The 16743-nt window shown below is 58.6% G+C and carries 13 protein-coding genes and 1 pseudogene; 9 read left to right on the top strand and 5 right to left on the bottom strand.

Annotated features, from left to right (window positions below):
* Positions 1–33 precede the first annotated feature (33 nt).
* Complete coding sequence (locus FA92_RS21855) at positions 34–1167, top strand: efflux RND transporter periplasmic adaptor subunit (protein ID WP_033785229.1); 1134 nt, start codon at positions 34–36, stop codon at positions 1165–1167.
* Positions 1164–4208 carry an efflux RND transporter permease subunit gene (locus FA92_RS21850; protein WP_033785228.1) on the top strand — a complete coding sequence of 1015 codons (3045 nt, stop codon included), beginning with the start codon at positions 1164–1166 and terminating at the stop codon, positions 4206–4208. Before FA92_RS21855 ends, FA92_RS21850 begins: the two co-directional genes overlap by 4 nt.
* A gap of 62 nt (positions 4209–4270) precedes the next feature.
* Here FA92_RS21850 and FA92_RS21845 read toward each other — a convergent pair whose 3' ends face one another.
* Positions 4271–4516, bottom strand: coding sequence for a hypothetical protein (locus tag FA92_RS21845; protein ID WP_013356609.1), 246 nt, complete (start codon positions 4514–4516; stop codon positions 4271–4273).
* Between the two features lie 72 nt (positions 4517–4588).
* Positions 4589–5494 carry a LysR family transcriptional regulator gene (locus tag FA92_RS21840; RefSeq protein WP_013356610.1) on the bottom strand — a complete coding sequence of 302 codons (906 nt, stop codon included), beginning with the start codon at positions 5492–5494 and terminating at the stop codon, positions 4589–4591.
* A gap of 104 nt (positions 5495–5598) precedes the next feature.
* On the opposite strand from FA92_RS21840, the gene budA reads away from it, so the two are divergent.
* The 6 genes from budA to FA92_RS21810 all read left to right on the top strand — a co-directional run bounded on the left by budA (position 5599) and on the right by FA92_RS21810 (position 13183).
* A complete protein-coding gene (gene budA / locus FA92_RS21835; protein ID WP_033785227.1) occupies positions 5599–6381 on the top strand; it encodes an acetolactate decarboxylase in 783 nt (260 codons plus the stop codon).
* A gap of 14 nt (positions 6382–6395) precedes the next feature.
* On the top strand, positions 6396–8075 hold the full coding sequence (gene alsS / locus FA92_RS21830) for an acetolactate synthase AlsS (RefSeq protein WP_033785226.1): 1680 nt from the start codon (positions 6396–6398) through the stop codon (positions 8073–8075).
* 20 nt (positions 8076–8095) lie between these two features.
* Positions 8096–8869: a (S)-acetoin forming diacetyl reductase gene (locus FA92_RS21825; RefSeq protein WP_033785225.1), complete on the top strand. Its 774-nt coding sequence runs from the start codon at positions 8096–8098 to the stop codon at positions 8867–8869.
* 205 nt (positions 8870–9074) lie between these two features.
* Positions 9075–10526 (top strand): flagellin, encoded by a 1452-nt coding sequence (locus tag FA92_RS21820; protein ID WP_072009013.1) that lies wholly within the window; start codon positions 9075–9077, stop codon positions 10524–10526.
* Positions 10527–10864: 338 nt separating this feature from the next.
* Complete coding sequence (locus FA92_RS21815) at positions 10865–12178, top strand: CitMHS family transporter (RefSeq protein ID WP_033785223.1); 1314 nt, start codon at positions 10865–10867, stop codon at positions 12176–12178.
* Positions 12179–12343: 165 nt separating this feature from the next.
* A complete protein-coding gene (locus tag FA92_RS21810) occupies positions 12344–13183 on the top strand; it encodes an MBL fold metallo-hydrolase (protein WP_051926582.1) in 840 nt (279 codons plus the stop codon).
* 48 nt (positions 13184–13231) lie between these two features.
* Here FA92_RS21810 and FA92_RS21805 read toward each other — a convergent pair whose 3' ends face one another.
* Positions 13232–13546 (bottom strand): HigA family addiction module antitoxin, encoded by a 315-nt coding sequence (locus FA92_RS21805; RefSeq protein WP_033785222.1) that lies wholly within the window; start codon positions 13544–13546, stop codon positions 13232–13234.
* Positions 13546–13653 (bottom strand): annotated as a pseudogene (locus FA92_RS23840) (Killer protein); the annotation flags it as partial. The gene FA92_RS21805 and the pseudogene FA92_RS23840, both read right to left, overlap by 1 nt.
* 71 nt (positions 13654–13724) lie before the next feature.
* On the opposite strand from FA92_RS23840, the gene yefM reads away from it, so the two are divergent.
* A complete protein-coding gene (yefM, locus tag FA92_RS21800) occupies positions 13725–13976 on the top strand; it encodes a YoeB-YefM toxin-antitoxin system antitoxin YefM (RefSeq protein ID WP_013356618.1) in 252 nt (83 codons plus the stop codon).
* A gap of 159 nt (positions 13977–14135) precedes the next feature.
* Here yefM and FA92_RS21795 read toward each other — a convergent pair whose 3' ends face one another.
* Entirely contained in the window at positions 14136–16673 is a 2538-nt protein-coding gene (locus tag FA92_RS21795) for an excinuclease ABC subunit UvrA (protein ID WP_033785221.1), read from the bottom strand.
* Positions 16674–16743 lie beyond the last annotated feature (70 nt).

The raw sequence follows: 16743 nt of genomic DNA, 5'->3' as shown, positions 1-16743 counted from the left end.
TCAATGAGCACAACTCATTAAAGGAACCCGGTTATGACAGACTTCTTATCGGATGCTGCCCGCCAGGTGTGGCGTCATCTCTTCAGTGTACATATTTTCGCGCCGATCGTGTTCGTGCTGCTCGGCGTATTCATCATGACCGGCTGCCGCGACAACAATGCTGCCCCGCCAGCCGCCCCACTCCGCCCGGTCAAAACGGTGATTGCCCCGCCGCTCAGCAGCAACGCGTCACGCGTGCTGACCGGTGAAATTCGCGCCCATGAAGAGGTTGCACTGGCCTTCAGGCTGGATGGTCGGGTGGTGAGCCGCGCGGTTGAGCTGGGCGATCGCGTCACCGCCGGGCAACCCCTGGCCGCGCTGGAAAACGATCAGTCACGTAATCAGCTGAGCAGCGCGCAAGCCGATCTCGACAGCGCCCGCGCCGCCGAACGCGTCGCTGCGCTTAACCTCCATCGGATGCGGCTGCTGATGCCCGGCGGAGCCATCGCCCGCAGCCAGCTGGACAGTGCCGAGGGAGACTGGCAGAGCGCGCAGTCCCGCCGTCTCAGCAGCGAAGCAGCACTGAAAAATGCCCAGGATAATCTCAGCTGGACCCGGCTCACTGCGCCCGCCGCAGGCCGGATTACCGCCCTCCCGGTTCAGCCCGGCCAGGTGGTCAGCGCCGGACAGACTGTGATGACGCTGGCAGCCGGTGATGCACGCGATGCGGTGTTTGATCTGACAACGCCTGCTTTGCTGCGAGCTGACGACCAGACTCCGCTGAAGGTGACGCTGCTCGCCGACCCGGACATCCAGGCCAGTGGCACGATACGTGACATCAGCCCACAGGCCGATTCACAGACCCGTACCTGGCGGCTGCGCATCTCAATGCATCAGCCACCCGAGGCGATGGCACTGGGTGCCACCGTCACCGTCACGCTTCCCGATCCGCAACCGCCGGTTATCGCCCTGCCCGCCAGCGCCCTGACCCGGTTTGCAGACAAGCCCGCGCTGCTGGTGGTTGATGCGGCATCACGCTTACAGCTTCGTCCGGTGGTGCTGGCCCGCTTCAGCGCACAGCAAATCTTTGTCTCTGCCGGGATCCGGCCAGGCGAGCGCGTGGTTACCGCCGGTGTCGGCACCCTGCAGCCCGGTGAAAAAGTGACACTGGCGCAGGAGGGCTCATGAAAAAAATGACTGGCTTTAACCTTTCCGGCTGGGCGCTGGCGCATCAGCAGCTGGTCATCTTTTTCATGCTGCTGGTAATGGCGGCGGGTGTGCTGAGTTATGAACGCCTGTCACGTAATGAAGACCCGGCGTTCACCATCAAGACCGCCGTGATCTCTGCCCGGTGGCCCGGAGCTGACGTAAACACCACCGTACAACTGCTGACGGACGTGCTGGAACAGAAGGTGCAGGAAATCCCGTCGCTGGATGCGGTTGAGAGCGAGACCCGCGCCGGAGAGACGGTCATTTATGTCAACCTGCGCGATGACACGCCACCTTCTGAGGTGGCCGGTATCTGGTATCAGCTGCGGAAAAAAATGCATGATGTGACGTCTTCCCTGCCGCAGGGCGTGCAGGGTCCGGCGGTTAACGACGAGTTTGATGATACCTTCGGCACAATTTACGGCTTCACGGCGGATGGCTTTACCGCCAGAGAGCTGCGCGATCGGGTTGATAACCTGCGCCGCAGCCTGGCCAGTCTGCCCGACATTGGTAAAACCAGTCTGCTGGGCGTGCAGGAGCAGCAGGTGGTTATTGCCTTTTCCCCACGCAAGCTGAACGGCATGGGGCTCGATTTACAGCAGGTCAGCGACGCCATCAAAGCGCAGAACGATGTGGTGCCCGCTGGCAGCCTGCGCACCGACCGCGAAAATATCGCGCTGCGGGTGAGCGGTACGCTGACCTCGGTCGAAAGCCTGCAGGCGATTACCCTGCATATCGGGGAGCGTTTCATCCCACTGACCGATCTGGCGACCATCAGCCTGCAATCTGCTGAACCGCCGGTACCCACCTTTCGGATTAACGGCGTGCCGGCTATCGGGCTGGCAATCTCCATGGCCGCCAGCGGCAACATGCTCAATTTCGGTAAACAGCTTAACCAGCGCATGCAGACACTGGCCGGTCAGCTACCGCACGGTATCACCATGACTCGCGTGGCCGATCAGTCTTCCGTGGTGAAACAAGCGGTCAGCGGCTTTGTGCGGATACTGGGCGAAGCGGTTGTCATCGTGTTAGCCGTCTCCTTTGTTACGCTGGGATTGCGTGCCGGTCTGGTGGTGGCGGCGGCTATTCCGCTGGTACTGGCGATGACCTTTACCGGCATGTTGCTGGCGGGCATCGGACTGCAGCGCATCTCACTGGGCGCGCTGATTATTGCGCTCGGGCTGCTGGTGGATGACGCCATGATCACCGTCGAGGCGATGGTGGCACGGCTCGAAGCGGGCGACAGTAAGTGGCAGGCCGCGACGTATGCATTCAGAACCACCGCCTTTCCGATGCTGACCGGCACGCTGGTGATGATCGCCGGGTTCATCCCGGTCGGATTCGCCGCCTCCAGTGCCGGGGAGTATTGCTACTCGCTGTTTGTGGTGATTACGCTGGCGCTGCTCTGCTCATGGGTGGTTGCGGTCATCTTCTCGCCGCTCACCGGCTGCTGGCTGCTGTCAGCGAAGCGCATCAAAGCCCACCAGTCGCCGGGCTTACTGACGCGCGGCTATCATGGGCTGCTGGAGGTCATTCTGCGCCACCGGCTGATGACGATTGGCGCAGCGCTGACGGTGCTGCTGGTCAGCCTGTACGCCACCACCTTTATGCAGGGTGAATTTTTCCCGGCGTCAGACCGCCCTGAACTGCTGGTCAGCCTGACGCTGCCCGCCAGTACTTCCCAGGCGGAAACCACGCGCCGTACCGCACAGCTGGAACAGATGCTGCGCAACGATCGGGATGTGGCGAACTTCACCAGTTACGTCGGCTCTGGCGCAATACGCTTCTATCTGCCGATGGATGTATTGCTGGATAATGAAAACATCGCACAGCTGGTGGTGGTGGCGAAGAATCTGGCGGTACGCGATCGGCTGCGCAGCAGGCTGGAGAAGAAACTGGCCGCGGATTTCAGTGATATCACGACGCGGGTCTCGCCGCTGGAGCTGGGTCCGCCGGTGGGCTGGCCGCTGAAATATCGTATCACCGGCCCGGACAATGGCCGGGTGCGGCAGGCTGCCGGTGAGCTGGCAGCGCTGATCGCCCGCTCTCCACTGACCCGCGAGGTGAATCTCACCGCCGGGGAGCCGGAACGGGTCATGACGCTGGCCGTAAACCAGACCGCCGCCCGTGCCGCCGGACTGTCGTCCGACACCATCGCCTCTGCGCTGAACACCCTGATGTCCGGCAGCGTGGTGACCACTCTGCGCGATCGCAACCGGCTGATTGACGTGGTGCTACGCAGTAATGACGCCGAGCGGCAGAACACGGAGACGCTGGAAGGATTGATGATCACCAATGCCAGCGGACAGAAAATTCCGCTGCGCCAGGTAGCGACCCTGAACTGGGGTGTGGATGATCCGGTGATCTGGCGCCGTCAGCGGCTCTCTTACATCACCGTACAGACCGATATCGCACCCGGTCAACGGGCTGAAAAGGTCTCGCAACAGCTCGCACCTGATGTCGCCGCCCTGCGCGCCTCACTGCCTGCCGGATACGGTATTGAAGAAGGTGGCGTAGTGGCGGAATCGGACAAAGGCAATGGTTCGGTGTTTGCTCTGCTGCCGGTGACGATCTGCGCCATGCTGGTCCTGCTGATGATTCAGCTGCAACGCTTCTTCGGTATGCTGCTGGCACTGAGCATGGCCCCGTTTGGCCTGCCCGGCATCGTCTCCGCGATGCTGCCGGCAGGCACACCGCTGGGGTTTGTGGCGCTGCTGGGGATTATTGCGCTGGCGGGGATCATCATCCGCAACGCGGTGATTATGATCAGTGAAGTGGATGCGTACAGCCGCGCCGGACTGCCTGCTGGTGACGCTATACGGCAGGCCGCCCATCACCGGGCGCGTCCCATCCTGCTGACCGCCTGTGCCGCGATACTTGGCATGATCCCTATCGCCCATCAGGTGTTCTGGGGGCCGATGGCACTGGCGATTATTGGTGGTCTGGTCAGCGGCACGCTGGTGACGCTCACGGTGCTGCCCGCCGCGTTAAGTCTGCTGATGCAGCGACGTTCAGGTTAAAGCAGTTCGTATTAAAACGCCCGGCGATCCCATGCTGAGAACAGCGGGATCGCCGGATGCGTTCAGTTCATCACCTCGACCAGAATCAACGGGCACTTTCTGACTTTGCAGGCCTGACTGTAGGCCAGCGAGCAGACCGAACAGAGGTCGCGCACGTCAGACTGGTACTCATACTCCATGAAATAGCGGAACTGGCCGCCCGCCGAATCTGTTCTCCAGAATCGCTGCGGCTCCAGAATTTCATCCAGTTGCCTGAATGTCAGGGCTGACGGGTTGTGATACCCGACTCTTACGCGGTATGTAGTCATGCACCGATTATTGGCATCCCGGCCCCGCCGCCGCCAGTTGGTTATTGTTTTCAGTACAATAGCTGGCGCTTATCAACCCGCTTCGCCTGGTGTCACAGGCGGTTCGGCCAGCAGCGCCAGCAGATGCAGCACCGCTTTTGATGGATGATGCCGACGCCAGGCAAACGCCACGTCGGTAAACAGCGTGTTGTTCTCGATATCGCAGAAGCTGACTTCGGGATTATCGACGCAGCGCAGCGACTCCGGCACCAGCGCAATCCCGCAGCCTGCAGCCACCATGCCCAGCGATGTGGTGATCTGTGGCGCCTGCTGGAAGGTGTGGCGTGAAAAGCCCGCCCGCAGACAGGCCGTAACAATCAGCTCATAGAGACTTGGCGAAACGTCGCGCGGGAAGATTATCAGGGTTTCATCCGCCAGCGCGGACAACGAGACTGTCGGCGTGCCGCTGAGGGGATGGCAGCGCGGCAGCGCAATCAGCATCTTTTCGGTGGAGATCACGCGCAGATTAAACGCCTTGCTGCTTTCGCACGGCAGCCGGATAAAGGCAGCATCCAGCAATCCCTCTTGCAGATCCTGCATCAGCAACGACATATTCTCTTCACGCGTCAGCAGCTCCATCGCCGGATAGCGTTCCGTAAACTGACGGATCAGGGTGAAGATGCGCGGATTAAACGCCACCGAGCTGGCAAACCCAAGCGACAGCTGGCCACTGATCCCGCGGGCAATCCCGCGCGCGTTCTCCAGTGCCTGATCGGCCAGTTGGACAATTTGCCGGGCATCGGCCAGAAACGCTTCCCCCGCTTCAGTAAGTTCCACGCCGCGCGTCAGTCGCTTCAGCAGCGGTGTGCCAATTTCCTGCTCCAGCCGCAGTATCTGCTGGCTCAGCGGCGGCTGAGAAATCCCCAGCATTTCAGCGGCCCGGGTGAAGTGAAGCGTCTCGGCTACGGCAACAAAATAACGCAGGTGGCGCAGTTCCATATCAAAAACGTCTCAAAGTTAACAGGTTTCGCTATTGGACCCACCGACTGAATCGGTTCACCATTAGGTTAACACGGCTTAACGGTTAATCGATGAGGCATGAAATGAGCAATTGTGTAACTGATTGTTCCTGTGAGGATCAACTAAAACATAGTGTCTTAACGCTTTCCCAGGATGCACCAGAAAGCGTTATCTATCAGACCTCTTTAATGAGTGCGCTGCTGAGCGGCGTCTACGACGGCAACGTCCGCATCGCCGACCTGCTGCGCAAAGGGGATTTCGGCCTGGGCACGTTTAACCGGCTGGATGGCGAGATGATTGCGTTCGACAGCAAGGTCTATCAACTGCACTCAGATGGCAGCGCGCATCCGGCCGATCCGGCACAGAAAACCCCGTTTGCGGTGATGACCTTTTTCAGGCCGCAGCACCTGTTTGAGTTTGACCGGCCCATGTCGCGCGAGGATATCCATCGGGTGATCGACAGCGAAATCACCTCCGATAACCAGTTCTGCGCGCTGCGCATCAGCGGTCGTTTCAGCCGCGTCGATACCCGCACCGTGCCGTGTCAGTGCCGTCCCTACCGCTCCATGCCGGAAGTGCTGGGCGATCAGCCGACCTTTGCCTTCAGCCAGCGCGCGGGCGAGCTGATTGGCTTCCGCACGCCACAGTATATGCAGGGCATTAACGTAGCGGGCTATCACGAACACTTTATTACCGACGACCGCGAAGGCGGCGGCCACATTCTCGATTATGCGCTGGAACAGGGCACCCTGACCTTTGGTGCCATCAGCAAGCTGGTCGTGGATCTGCCGCAGGACAGTGACTTTCTCAATGCCGACCTGAACCCCGCCAATCTTGACGCCGCGATCCGTGCGGTAGAAAGCTAATCAGAGGAATGACGATGAAAACTCCAACCGATACCACACTCTGGACCTGCGGCGCTGACCTGGTGGTCGCACAGCTTGAGGCACAGGGCGTGCAGCATGTTTTTGGCATCCCTGGCGCAAAGATCGACAAGGTTTTTGACTCCCTGCTGGATTCCTCCATTCAGACAATCCCGGTTCGTCATGAAGCCAATGCTGCCTTTATGGCCGCCGCAGTGGGCCGGCTGACCGGCAATGCCGGTGTGGCACTGGTCACGTCCGGGCCGGGCTGCTCCAACCTGATCACCGGCATGGCCACCGCTACCAGCGAAGGCGATCCGGTGGTCGCCATCGGCGGCCAGGTGAAACGCTCCGACAGCGCCAAACAGGTTCACCAGAGCATGGATACGGTGTCCATGTTTCGCCCGGTCACCAAATATGCAGTTGAGGTAACCGATCCCTCTGCGCTCTCTGAATGCCTGTCGAATGCGTTTCGTCACGCCGAGCATGGCCGCGGCGGCGGCGCCTTTATCAGCCTGCCGCAGGATATTGTCGACCAGCCGGTGACCGGCAAGGCACTGAGCAGCAAGGGCCGTCCGGTGCTGGGTGCCGCGCCAGACGCGATGATTGACACGGTCAGCCAGGCGATTGCCGGGGCGAAAAATCCGGTCATCCTGTTGGGATTAATGGCGAGCCAGCCGGAAAACAGCGAAGCGATTCACGATCTGCTGAGCCGCAGTCATATTCCGGTCACCAGCACCTATCAGGCGGCGGGCGCGATCAGGCAGGATCACTTCTCACGCTTCGCCGGTCGCGTCGGACTGTTTAACAACCAGGCAGGTGACCGGCTGCTGCAACAGGCTGACCTGATCATCACCATCGGTTACAGTCCGGTAGAATATGAACCGGCGATGTGGAACAGCGGTAACGCCACCCTGATTCACATCGACGTGATTCCGGCAGAGACCGACAACCGCTACCTGCCGGACGCCGAGCTGGTGGGCGATATCGCTGCCACGGTGCGTAAACTGGCAGCACGCATTACCGCGCCGCTGCAGCTGACATCAGAAGCCGCCAGCATTCTTGAAGATCGTCAGCAGCAGCGCAAACTGCTGGCGATGCAGGGTGCCAGTCTCAATCAGTTTGCCCTGCATCCGCTGCGCATCGTGCGCGCTATGCAGGACATCATTAACAGCGACGTCAGCCTCACCGTTGATATGGGCAGCTTCCACATCTGGATCGCCCGTTATCTTTACAGCTTCCGTGCCCGCCAGATCATGATCTCCAACGGTCAGCAGACCATGGGCGTGGCGCTGCCGTGGGCGATTGGTGCCTGGCTGGTCGATCCGCAGCGCAAAGTGGTATCGGTTTCAGGGGATGGTGGCTTCCTGCAGTCCAGCATGGAGCTGGAAACGGCCGTCCGGTTAAAAGCCAATATCCTGCACATCGTCTGGGTCGATAACGCCTACAACATGGTGGCAATGCAGGAAGAGAAAAAATATCACCGCGTCTCTGGTGTCAATTTTGGCCCGGTCGATTTCAAAGCCTACGCCGAAGCGTTTGGCGCTGCGGGCTTTGCGGTGACCAGCGCGGCAGAACTGGAGCCGACGCTGCGTAAAGCGATGGATGTCCAGGGTCCTGCCGTGGTGGCTGTGCCGGTCGATTACGCCGACAACCCGCTGCTGATGGGTCAGCTGCATCTGAGTCAGCTTCTTTAATTTCACAAAAGGAAATCAGGATGAAAAACAGAGTGGCATTGGTAACCGGCGCAGGCCAGGGCATTGGTGAAGCGATCGCCCTGCGTCTGGCAAAAGATGGGCTGGCGGTGGCCGTCGCCGATTTCAATCAGGAGACCGCCCGCCAGGTCGCGGAGAATATTAACCAGCAGGGCGGCAAAGCGATAGCCCTGAAAGTCGATGTCTCACAGCGCGATCAGGTGATGGATGCTGTTGAAGAGGCGCGTCGCACGCTGGGCGGTTTTGATGTCATCGTCAACAACGCCGGTATTGCACCCTCCACGCCGATTGCTGAGATCACCGAAGCGGTGGTCGACAAGGTCTATAACGTCAATGTCAAAGGGGTAATCTGGGGCATGCAGGCCGCAATTAAAGCGTTCGCTGCAGAAGGCCACGGCGGCAAAATCATTAACGCCTGTTCGCAGGCGGGTCACGTCGGCAATCCGGAGCTGGCGGTCTACAGCTCCAGTAAGTTTGCCGTGCGCGGCCTGACGCAGACCGCCGCGCGCGATCTGGCACCCGCCGGTATCACGGTCAACGCCTTCTGTCCGGGCATTGTCAGAACCCCGATGTGGGAAGAGATCGACCGGCAGATCTCTGAAGCCGCCGGAAAACCCGCCGGTTACGGCACCGAAGAGTTTGCAAAACGCATTACGCTCGGACGGCTTTCCGAGCCGGAAGATGTAGCCGCCTGCGTCGCTTACCTCGCCAGCCCCGACTCCGATTATATGACCGGTCAGTCTCTGTTGATTGACGGCGGCATGGTGTTTAACTGATCTGCTCTCGCCTGCTGCGTCTCTGCGCAGCAGGCTTTTCTCAAGACCGGATTGAACCGTTAATTTATTTTATCTGAAAAGCGGTTACCCATCAGCCGGTTGCCCTCCTGACCCCGTTTTTGCTTAGTTTTTGTCGCCGCAGAGATTAAAGCTGCTTATCACCCTGCCGATAAAACAGAGACTCCTCTCCCTGTTCGAAGCGACCATGTTAACGATCAACCATAACGAAACCGCCGCCATTACGAACAAATTGCGGTACGGTACTGACTCCGTTCTGGGACGAACGGTTGAACGGCTATCATCAGGGATGCGGATTAACAGTGCCAAAGACGATGCGGCAGGTCAGGCGATTGCCAACCGTATGACGGCCAATGTCAACGCCGACGCGGTAGTGGCACGCGGCCTTAATGATGCCATCAGCTATTCCCAGACCGCCAGTGGCGGCCTGGGGACCATCGTCGATCTGTTGATCCAGGCGCGTACGCTGTCGGTGCAGGCCGCTAACGGCACGCTGTCAGACGCGGATCGGCAGAGTGTAAACGGTGCATATCAGCAGATTCTGGCCGGCATCAACGAAGTCGCGGATCACACCGAGATTTTCGGGCGTTACCCGCTGGCAACGGATAATCCCGATCTGCCGCCTGCGAAACTAGGTAACGTTGACCCTATCAACGTTAAGTTCCCGGTGCCGGGCAAGAATTACTCGTTTACCTCGGGTGTGATCCCGCTGGCCTATATCCCGGCAGGCTCAACATCGATAAGCATTACCATTGACTCACTGGGTCAGGATGACGATCTCCAGTTGTTTACCCGCGACGGTAAACATCTGGCGGGAACACCGCTGGACGGCAGTGCACCTGATTACACCTGGACCAGCAAAGGCATTACGGATGCAGCGACCGCAGATTCGCGCCTGCTGACCAGTAAAAACGGTTTTGCTACTGGCGCAACTTATGACAGCTCTCAGCTGCTGGAAGGCGGCCCGAGCTGGGCGCTGGCGGGCAGTAACAGCAGCAGCTACAACGGGATGACCATCACCTACAGCGGTGACGGCGACCGCTATGAAGATGTCGCCAGCGGCGATTTCAATAACGGCACCAATACCGGCACCCGGCTGGAGCGCATCTCGCTGGACACCGTCAGCGAAGATTTGATTGTGGTGGTGGTGGGCAACGGCTCCTTCACTGGTAGTCTGACCTGGGGAATCCTGCCGGAGCCCAAGGGCGTGCCTGCAACGCCGCCACATGAGAGTCGTCCTCTCGAAGTGATCACCAGCGCCGACTATGGTCAGCCGATACAGTCGGATAGCATCCCCGCTACGCCGTCAGATACTAAAACGCTGGGACTGAACAACACCACTCTGCTGACCAGTGGCGACATCTCCACCACCATGAAGGCGCTGGATAAAGCGCTGGAGAAGATCAGCGGCTATCAGTCGCTCTATGGCGCTAAGATAAATCGTTACGAGTCAAACCGTAATGTGCTGTCAGAACAGGGTGTGGATACCTCTGCGGCTCGCAGCCGCATTCAGGATGCAGACTATGCTGAAGAAGCGAGTCAGCTGGCGCGCAGCCAGATTATCCAGCAGGGACAGACAGCCGTCAGCAAGATGGCGAACAAAACACCTGAAATGATCATCCAGCTATTAGGCAGCTAATACCTTATCCGGCTGAGCATCCTGACTCAGCCGTTTATCCTGTTTCTTCACCATCTGAACCGCCTGATTCCGCACCCTGCTGGCCCGACATTCGCGATTACACCTCGTCACCCTTTGATCCCAGTCACACAAACTCGTTTAAGATTCGTTTAAAGATGATCGCGATCACCCTTCCTTGTTAAAGAAATGCTAAATCCTGACAACTATTTACTATCATCCTGCAGTGCAGGGTTAAATAAAACAACAGGTTAATTGTTACCACGCTAACTAATTACCTGAATTTTCCTGGCTTCATGTAACTTTTTTATTACTTTTACGCCAATGTGAGGGCTGCTATTTTGCTGACGATACTGGGTTTTTCCATGGTTGTTTGCTTCATGTATCTGATCATGACCAAACGCATGTCAGCCTTAATTGCGCTGATCCTGATACCAACTATATTTGCGCTGATTGGCGGATTTTATGCCGGACTGGGTGCCATGATGCTGGATGGCGTCAAAAAGCTGGCGCCGACCGGTGTGATGCTGACCTTCTCCATTCTCTATTTTGGTCTGATGATCGATGCCGGGCTGTTTGACCCGCTGGTACGCTTTATTCTCCGGCTGGTGCGTGGCGATCCCCTGAAAGTGCTGGTCGGCACCGCGGTGCTGACGCTGCTGGTTTCGCTGGATGGTGACAGCTCCACCACTTACATGATCGCTATCGCCGCGTTTCTACCGCTCTATCACCGGCTGGGCATGAACGTGCTGATGATGACCTGTCTGGTCAACCTCGCCAGCGGCATCATGAACCTTTCTCCCTGGGGTGGCCCGACGGCACGAGCCGCCGCAGCACTGCGCATTGATGCGCTCGACATCTTTATTCCGATGCTGCCAGCGATGCTGCTCGCCTGCGTCAGCCTGGTCGCGATGGCGGTGCTGTTTGGCCTGCGTGAGCGTAAACGGTTAGGCGTGATGACCATGAAAGATCACCATCTCGACAACATCGAGCTGGGTCTGGGCGATGCCGAAGAGTGCGCTGCCAACCGCCGTCCGAAGATGTTCTGGCCTAACTTTATCCTGACCACGGTGCTGCTGGTGCTGCTGGTAATTGGTTTAATGCCGATTCAGATCCTGTTCATGCTGGCGTTTGCCATTGCAGTGATGCTCAACTATCCCACGCTGGAGGAGCAGAAAGCCCGTATCAGCTCGCATGCCGGTAACGTGCTGGCGGTGACCGCGCTGATTTTTGCCGCCGGTATCTTCACGGGTATTCTCTCCGGCACCGGCATGGTGGATGCCATGGCGAAGAGTCTGCTGGCCGTGATCCCAACCAGCTTCGGACCTTACCTGGCGGTGTTTACCGCGCTGGTCAGCCTGCCGTTCACCTTCTTTATGTCGAATGATGCGTTTTACTTCGGCATCCTGCCGGTTATCGCGCAGACGGCGGCCAGCTACGGCATTACCGCCGAAGAGATTGCCCGTGCTTCCATTGTCGGTCAGCCGTTCCACCTGCTGAGCCCGCTGGTGCCGTCGGTCTACCTGCTGGTGGGCCTGGCGAAAGTCGATATCGGCGACCACCAGCGCTTTGCCATCAAGTGGGGGATTCTGGTCAGTCTGGTATTGATGGCGGGCGGTCTGCTGACCGGTGCTTTCCCGCTGTTCCACAGTTAATTCTCTGCTTTCTGGCGGATAACCGGCTTTTTTTGCCCGGTTATCCGCTTCACCGCTCCGCCTGTTGTTGCAACCCGCTCTACACTCTATAGCCAGGCTGATGTGCTGCGCGCCAGACAGGCCGTAGTCTCTCAGAGATTTTGCCGATGACCCTATGGAGGCCCGATGAAAATTCACCACCTTAACTGTGGTTGTATGTGCCCGCTGGGCGGCGCGTTCTATGATGGATTCAGTAAAGGCCTGAAAGCGCACCTGGTCTGTCACTGCCTGCTGATTGAGACAGATCGCGACGGGCTGGTGCTGGTCGATACTGGCTTTGGGCGGCAGGATATCCATACGCCCGGCAGTCGCCTCTCGGGCTTTTTCCGCGCCTTAAACAATATTCAGCGGCGTGACGATCTCACCGCCTTGTCACAGGTGAAGGCACTGGGCTTTCGGGCTGACGATGTGCGGCATATTATTCTGACCCATCTTGATTTTGATCATGCTGGCGGACTGACCGATTTTCCGCAGGCACGCATCCATCTGTTGCAGCAGGAGGTCGATACTGCCCACCAGCGTCATAGCTGGCTGTCGCGCGAGCGCTATCGTCCCGGACAATGGGGCGGGATCGGCAACTGGGAAACCTATCAGCCGCAGGGGGAAACATGGTTTGGTTTTGAGGCGGTAAATCGCCTGCGGGATTTACCACCGGAGATTTTGCTGGTGCCGCTGGCGGGCCATACGCCGGGTCACGCGGGCATTGCGATTCAGCAACCCGATGGCTGGCTGCTGCACGGCGGCGACACCTGGTTTTACCGCGGCGAAATGCGACAGCCGACGCGCCACTGCACGCCGGGACTGCGCTTTTACCAGTGGATGATGGGCATGGATAATGTGGCCAGACGGCACAACCAGCAGCGACTCCGTGAACTCTCCTGCCAGCGCGGCGGCGAAATCACCTTTTTCTGCAGTCACGATGCGCGCGAACTGGATGCGTTGCAGATTAATGCGCCGCTGCGCTGATGCGATAAACTCCGTAATGGTGATGGGGCAGTCACCTCAGGGCGAGGACTATGCCGTCCCGTCACTCCCCTGGGACGTCACGAGCCCCGGATGCAGAGGCACGCCGGAAACGTCTGTCGTTTCTCGTGCCTTAGACAGATCGCATGCAGCCTGCATGGATAACCAGAGCCGCGCTGAAATACCCAGCCCCGCCTCCAGCCGAAGAGCCATTTCCGGGCTTACGGAGGCTTTTCCGCCTGACACTTTGCTCAGCGATGCCGCCGAAACGCCCAGCTGTTTAGCCAGACTGCGCATACTGATGTCATTATCTTCCAGATATTCCGCTATCAGGCTGCCTGGGTGTGGCGGTTTAAACATTACCATCAATGATAATCCTCGCGGTTGAGAATGAATGCGTCGACGTCCGTGAATCCGAATGTGATGTGCCAGTTTGCTCTGACCGGAACTGAATAGACGTTCTTTCTTTCCCCGTGCCTGGGTAAAAGCGAAAGCCCGGCTTTTCATTGTACAATGGTTTGTTTTATTCACTGCGGAGGTCTTTATGAAAGCCATCATTTTCGGCGAAGCCCGACGGAATCTTTCTGCCACGATGATTCAGACGGCAGAAGATAAAGCGCCAGTAATGATCATTCGCCGGAACGGTGAGTCCTGCGTGCTGATGTCGACTGAAGAATATAACTCACTGGAAGAGACGGACTGGCTACTGCGATCGCCCAGGAATGCCCGCAGATTGATGGATGCTATCGAAAGCCTGCGAAGCGGTGACGGGACTGACAGGAATGTGATTGCGTAAAACTGTCCAGGTCCGCAGAAGCCCGGCGGGTCTTTGCCGTCAGTGGGGATGCTCTGTCAATCGCCTTATGCCGCTATCATTATTGACGGGCTCAGGAGTTTACCCCTGAGCCCTTATCTTGCGCCTGTTTCAGCGGCGTCGTCATCCACCGCAATCCTGTTACGTCGGATCGCCCGCCCTCTTTTTAAGCTGTGCGGAAAGCCATGGCGCAGTCAGACTCTCTGCGGATGTGCTGACCGCTTCCGGCGTACCGGACGAGACAATCCTTCCGCCCTTCAGCCCCGAACCGGGCCCCAGATCAATCACCCAGTCCGCCTCTGCCACAATGCGCATTGTGTGTTCCGCCATCACGACGGTGTGGCCGCGCGTTACCAGTTCATTCAGCACAATCAGCAGTTTGTCCATGTCGGATGGGTGCAACCCGGTTGACGGTTCATCAAGCAGATAGAGCGTGGCTGTGCGCTGGACGCGTTGCAGCTCCCAGGCGAGCTTGATGCGCTGACACTCACCGCCAGAGAGCTCCGTGGCGGGCTGACCCAGCGTCAGGTATCCCAGCCCCAGAGATCGCAGTGCCGACAGGGAACGCTGGATCCCGTCGTACCCGTCAAACACCCTGGTGGCATCGTCTACGGTAAGATCAAGCACATCCGCTATGGTCAGGTCGTTCCACTTCACCTCTAGCGTTTCGGGGTTGTAGCGGCTTCCCGCACAGACCGAGCAGGTTGCGGTGGCGCTGGGCATAAAGAGCAGCTCAATCGAAATCTGTCCCTGACCCTCGCACGCAGGACAGCGACCCGCGGGCAGATTGAAGGAAAACCGGCTGGCGCTGAAACCTCGGGCTTTCGCCTCGGGGGTCTCTGCAAACAGCCGGCGGACGATATCGAAAAAGCCGGTATAGGTGGCCAGATTGGAGCGTGGCGTCCGCCCGATAGGGCGCTGATCGATTCTGACCAGACGGCCAATGGCGTCATTTCCGCTGACAACCTGACCCTTAACGTCCGGCACCAGGTCCTCTTCCTCACCCTCTTCACTGTCAGATGTTTTGTCAAAACGTCCGAGCATTTCCGGAAGTACGCGATTCAGCAGCGTCGATTTGCCGGAGCCGGAAACACCGGTAACCGCCGTCATTCTCGCCAGCGGGATGGCGATATCCACGCCGGTAATATTGTTGCAATGGACCTGCTCAAGCCTGAGCCAGCTCTCCGCGGGCTGGCGCTGGCGCAGCCCGGTATAGCTGCGGGAGAAGAGATAGCCTGATGTCGGTGAGGCACTGACGTCTTTAAGGCCTGCCGGTTCACCGTTATAGACGATCTCACCGCCATGCATTCCCGGGCCGGGACCGACTTCGATGAGCCAGTCAGCCTCGGCGATGAGGTCGAGGTTATGTTCGACGACCACCAGCGAGTTACCTGCACGCACAAGATTCCTGAGGGATGCGAGCAGCGCTTTGACATCCTCAGGATGCAGACCAGCTGAAGGCTCATCCAGCACGTAAAGCACGCCAAACAGCCGCGAGATCAGCTGGGTAGCCAGACGTACGCGCTGCAACTCGCCGGAGGAGAGCAGCGTGGTGCGGCGTCCCGGTGCCAGATGCCCAAGTCCCAGCGTCTCAAGCTGTTCAAGCCGCATGCAGATATCTGACGCCATCCGGATGACGGCTTCCCGCAGCGCCGCCTCGGCAGGCAGATCTGATGATGAACCGTCTGCATAAGGCCTCAGCCGTTCAGCAAGTTCAGAAACCGACAGCTCACTCAGACTGGCAATGTCATAACCGGCAAAGGTCACGGACAGTGCGTTCCGGTTTAACCTTTTGCCATGACACACTGAACAGGGCGTGACCGTGACAAAGCGCGCCAGCCGTTTTTTCGTCGTCTCGCTGCCACCGGAATAGCTCTGCAATACGATTTTTGCTGCGCTGGTGTAGGTGCCGGTATAAGCGGGCTCTTCGCCAGCCGCCAGGGCTTTTTCACGCTGTTCAGCGTTCAGACCCATAAAAATCGGCACTGATGGCTGCTCGTCAGTCAGCAGTATCCACTGCTGGTCGCGGGCTGAAAGCGTATCCCAGGGGGCATCGACATCGTAGCCGAGCGTCTCAAGGATGCTGCGCAGATTTTTGTTATGCCAGCCCCGCGGCCATGAAGCTATGGCGCCCTGCCGGATGCTCAGTGACCTGTCCGGCACCATCGCCTCGGTTCTGACGGTATGGACCCGTCCCAGCCCCTGGCAATGCGGACAGGCACCTTCAGGATTGTTAGGCGAGAAATAATCGGCGGTCATAAACGGCACACCGTCAGGCCTTGTGCCCGCACGGGAAAACAGCAGGCGCAGCGTGACGGAAATTCGGGTCAGGCTGCCTACCGTTGAACGCTCCTGCGCGCCAGCCCGGCTCTGCTGAAGCGCCACCGCAGGCGGCAGTCCGTCAATGTTATCCACATCCGGCGCAGCGGCCTGATCGATCAGGCGACGGGCATGGGGTGAAACCGACTCAATAAACCGGCGCTGGGCTTCTGCATAAAGCGTATCAAAGGCGAGTGAGGATTTCCCGGACCCTGAAACCCCGGTGAACACCACCATGGCATTACGGGGAAACCGCAGCGATACATCTTTGAGATTATGTGTTCTTGCACCCTGCACCGAGACATAAGGATCGATGTGCTCATCAGCGCGATAAGTTTGGGCGTTATCTTGTTCTGTCATGATGTCCCTGTTTGATGATGCACGGCAGATTAACGATCAACTGCCGTTAATGACTGAAAATTGCAGAGGC

The organism is Pantoea sp. 9140 (assembly GCF_000745295.1).
Classification (GTDB): domain Bacteria; phylum Pseudomonadota; class Gammaproteobacteria; order Enterobacterales; family Enterobacteriaceae; genus Pantoea; species Pantoea vagans.
Note: the sequence above shows the minus strand (reverse complement) of the source record. Positions and strands in the feature narration are given on the sequence as shown.

What these genes read in the sequence shown, in the direction of transcription:
- FA92_RS21825 (WP_033785225.1), top strand. Translation starts at nt 8,096, where the DNA reads ATGAAAAACAGAGTGGCATTGGTAACCGGCGCAGGCCAGGGCATTGGT.
- FA92_RS21855 (WP_033785229.1), top strand. Translation starts at nt 34, where the DNA reads ATGACAGACTTCTTATCGGATGCTGCCCGCCAGGTGTGGCGTCATCTC.
- FA92_RS21820 (WP_072009013.1), top strand. Translation starts at nt 9,075, where the DNA reads ATGTTAACGATCAACCATAACGAAACCGCCGCCATTACGAACAAATTG.
- yefM (WP_013356618.1), top strand. Translation starts at nt 13,725, where the DNA reads ATGAAAGCCATCATTTTCGGCGAAGCCCGACGGAATCTTTCTGCCACG.
- budA (WP_033785227.1), top strand. Translation starts at nt 5,599, where the DNA reads ATGAGCAATTGTGTAACTGATTGTTCCTGTGAGGATCAACTAAAACAT.
- FA92_RS21845 (WP_013356609.1), bottom strand. Translation starts at nt 4,516, where the DNA reads ATGACTACATACCGCGTAAGAGTCGGGTATCACAACCCGTCAGCCCTG.
- FA92_RS21850 (WP_033785228.1), top strand. Translation starts at nt 1,164, where the DNA reads ATGAAAAAAATGACTGGCTTTAACCTTTCCGGCTGGGCGCTGGCGCAT.
- FA92_RS21810 (WP_051926582.1), top strand. Translation starts at nt 12,344, where the DNA reads ATGAAAATTCACCACCTTAACTGTGGTTGTATGTGCCCGCTGGGCGGC.
- FA92_RS21795 (WP_033785221.1), bottom strand. Translation starts at nt 16,673, where the DNA reads ATGACAGAACAAGATAACGCCCAAACTTATCGCGCTGATGAGCACATC.
- FA92_RS21840 (WP_013356610.1), bottom strand. Translation starts at nt 5,494, where the DNA reads ATGGAACTGCGCCACCTGCGTTATTTTGTTGCCGTAGCCGAGACGCTT.
- FA92_RS21805 (WP_033785222.1), bottom strand. Translation starts at nt 13,546, where the DNA reads ATGGTAATGTTTAAACCGCCACACCCAGGCAGCCTGATAGCGGAATAT.
- alsS (WP_033785226.1), top strand. Translation starts at nt 6,396, where the DNA reads ATGAAAACTCCAACCGATACCACACTCTGGACCTGCGGCGCTGACCTG.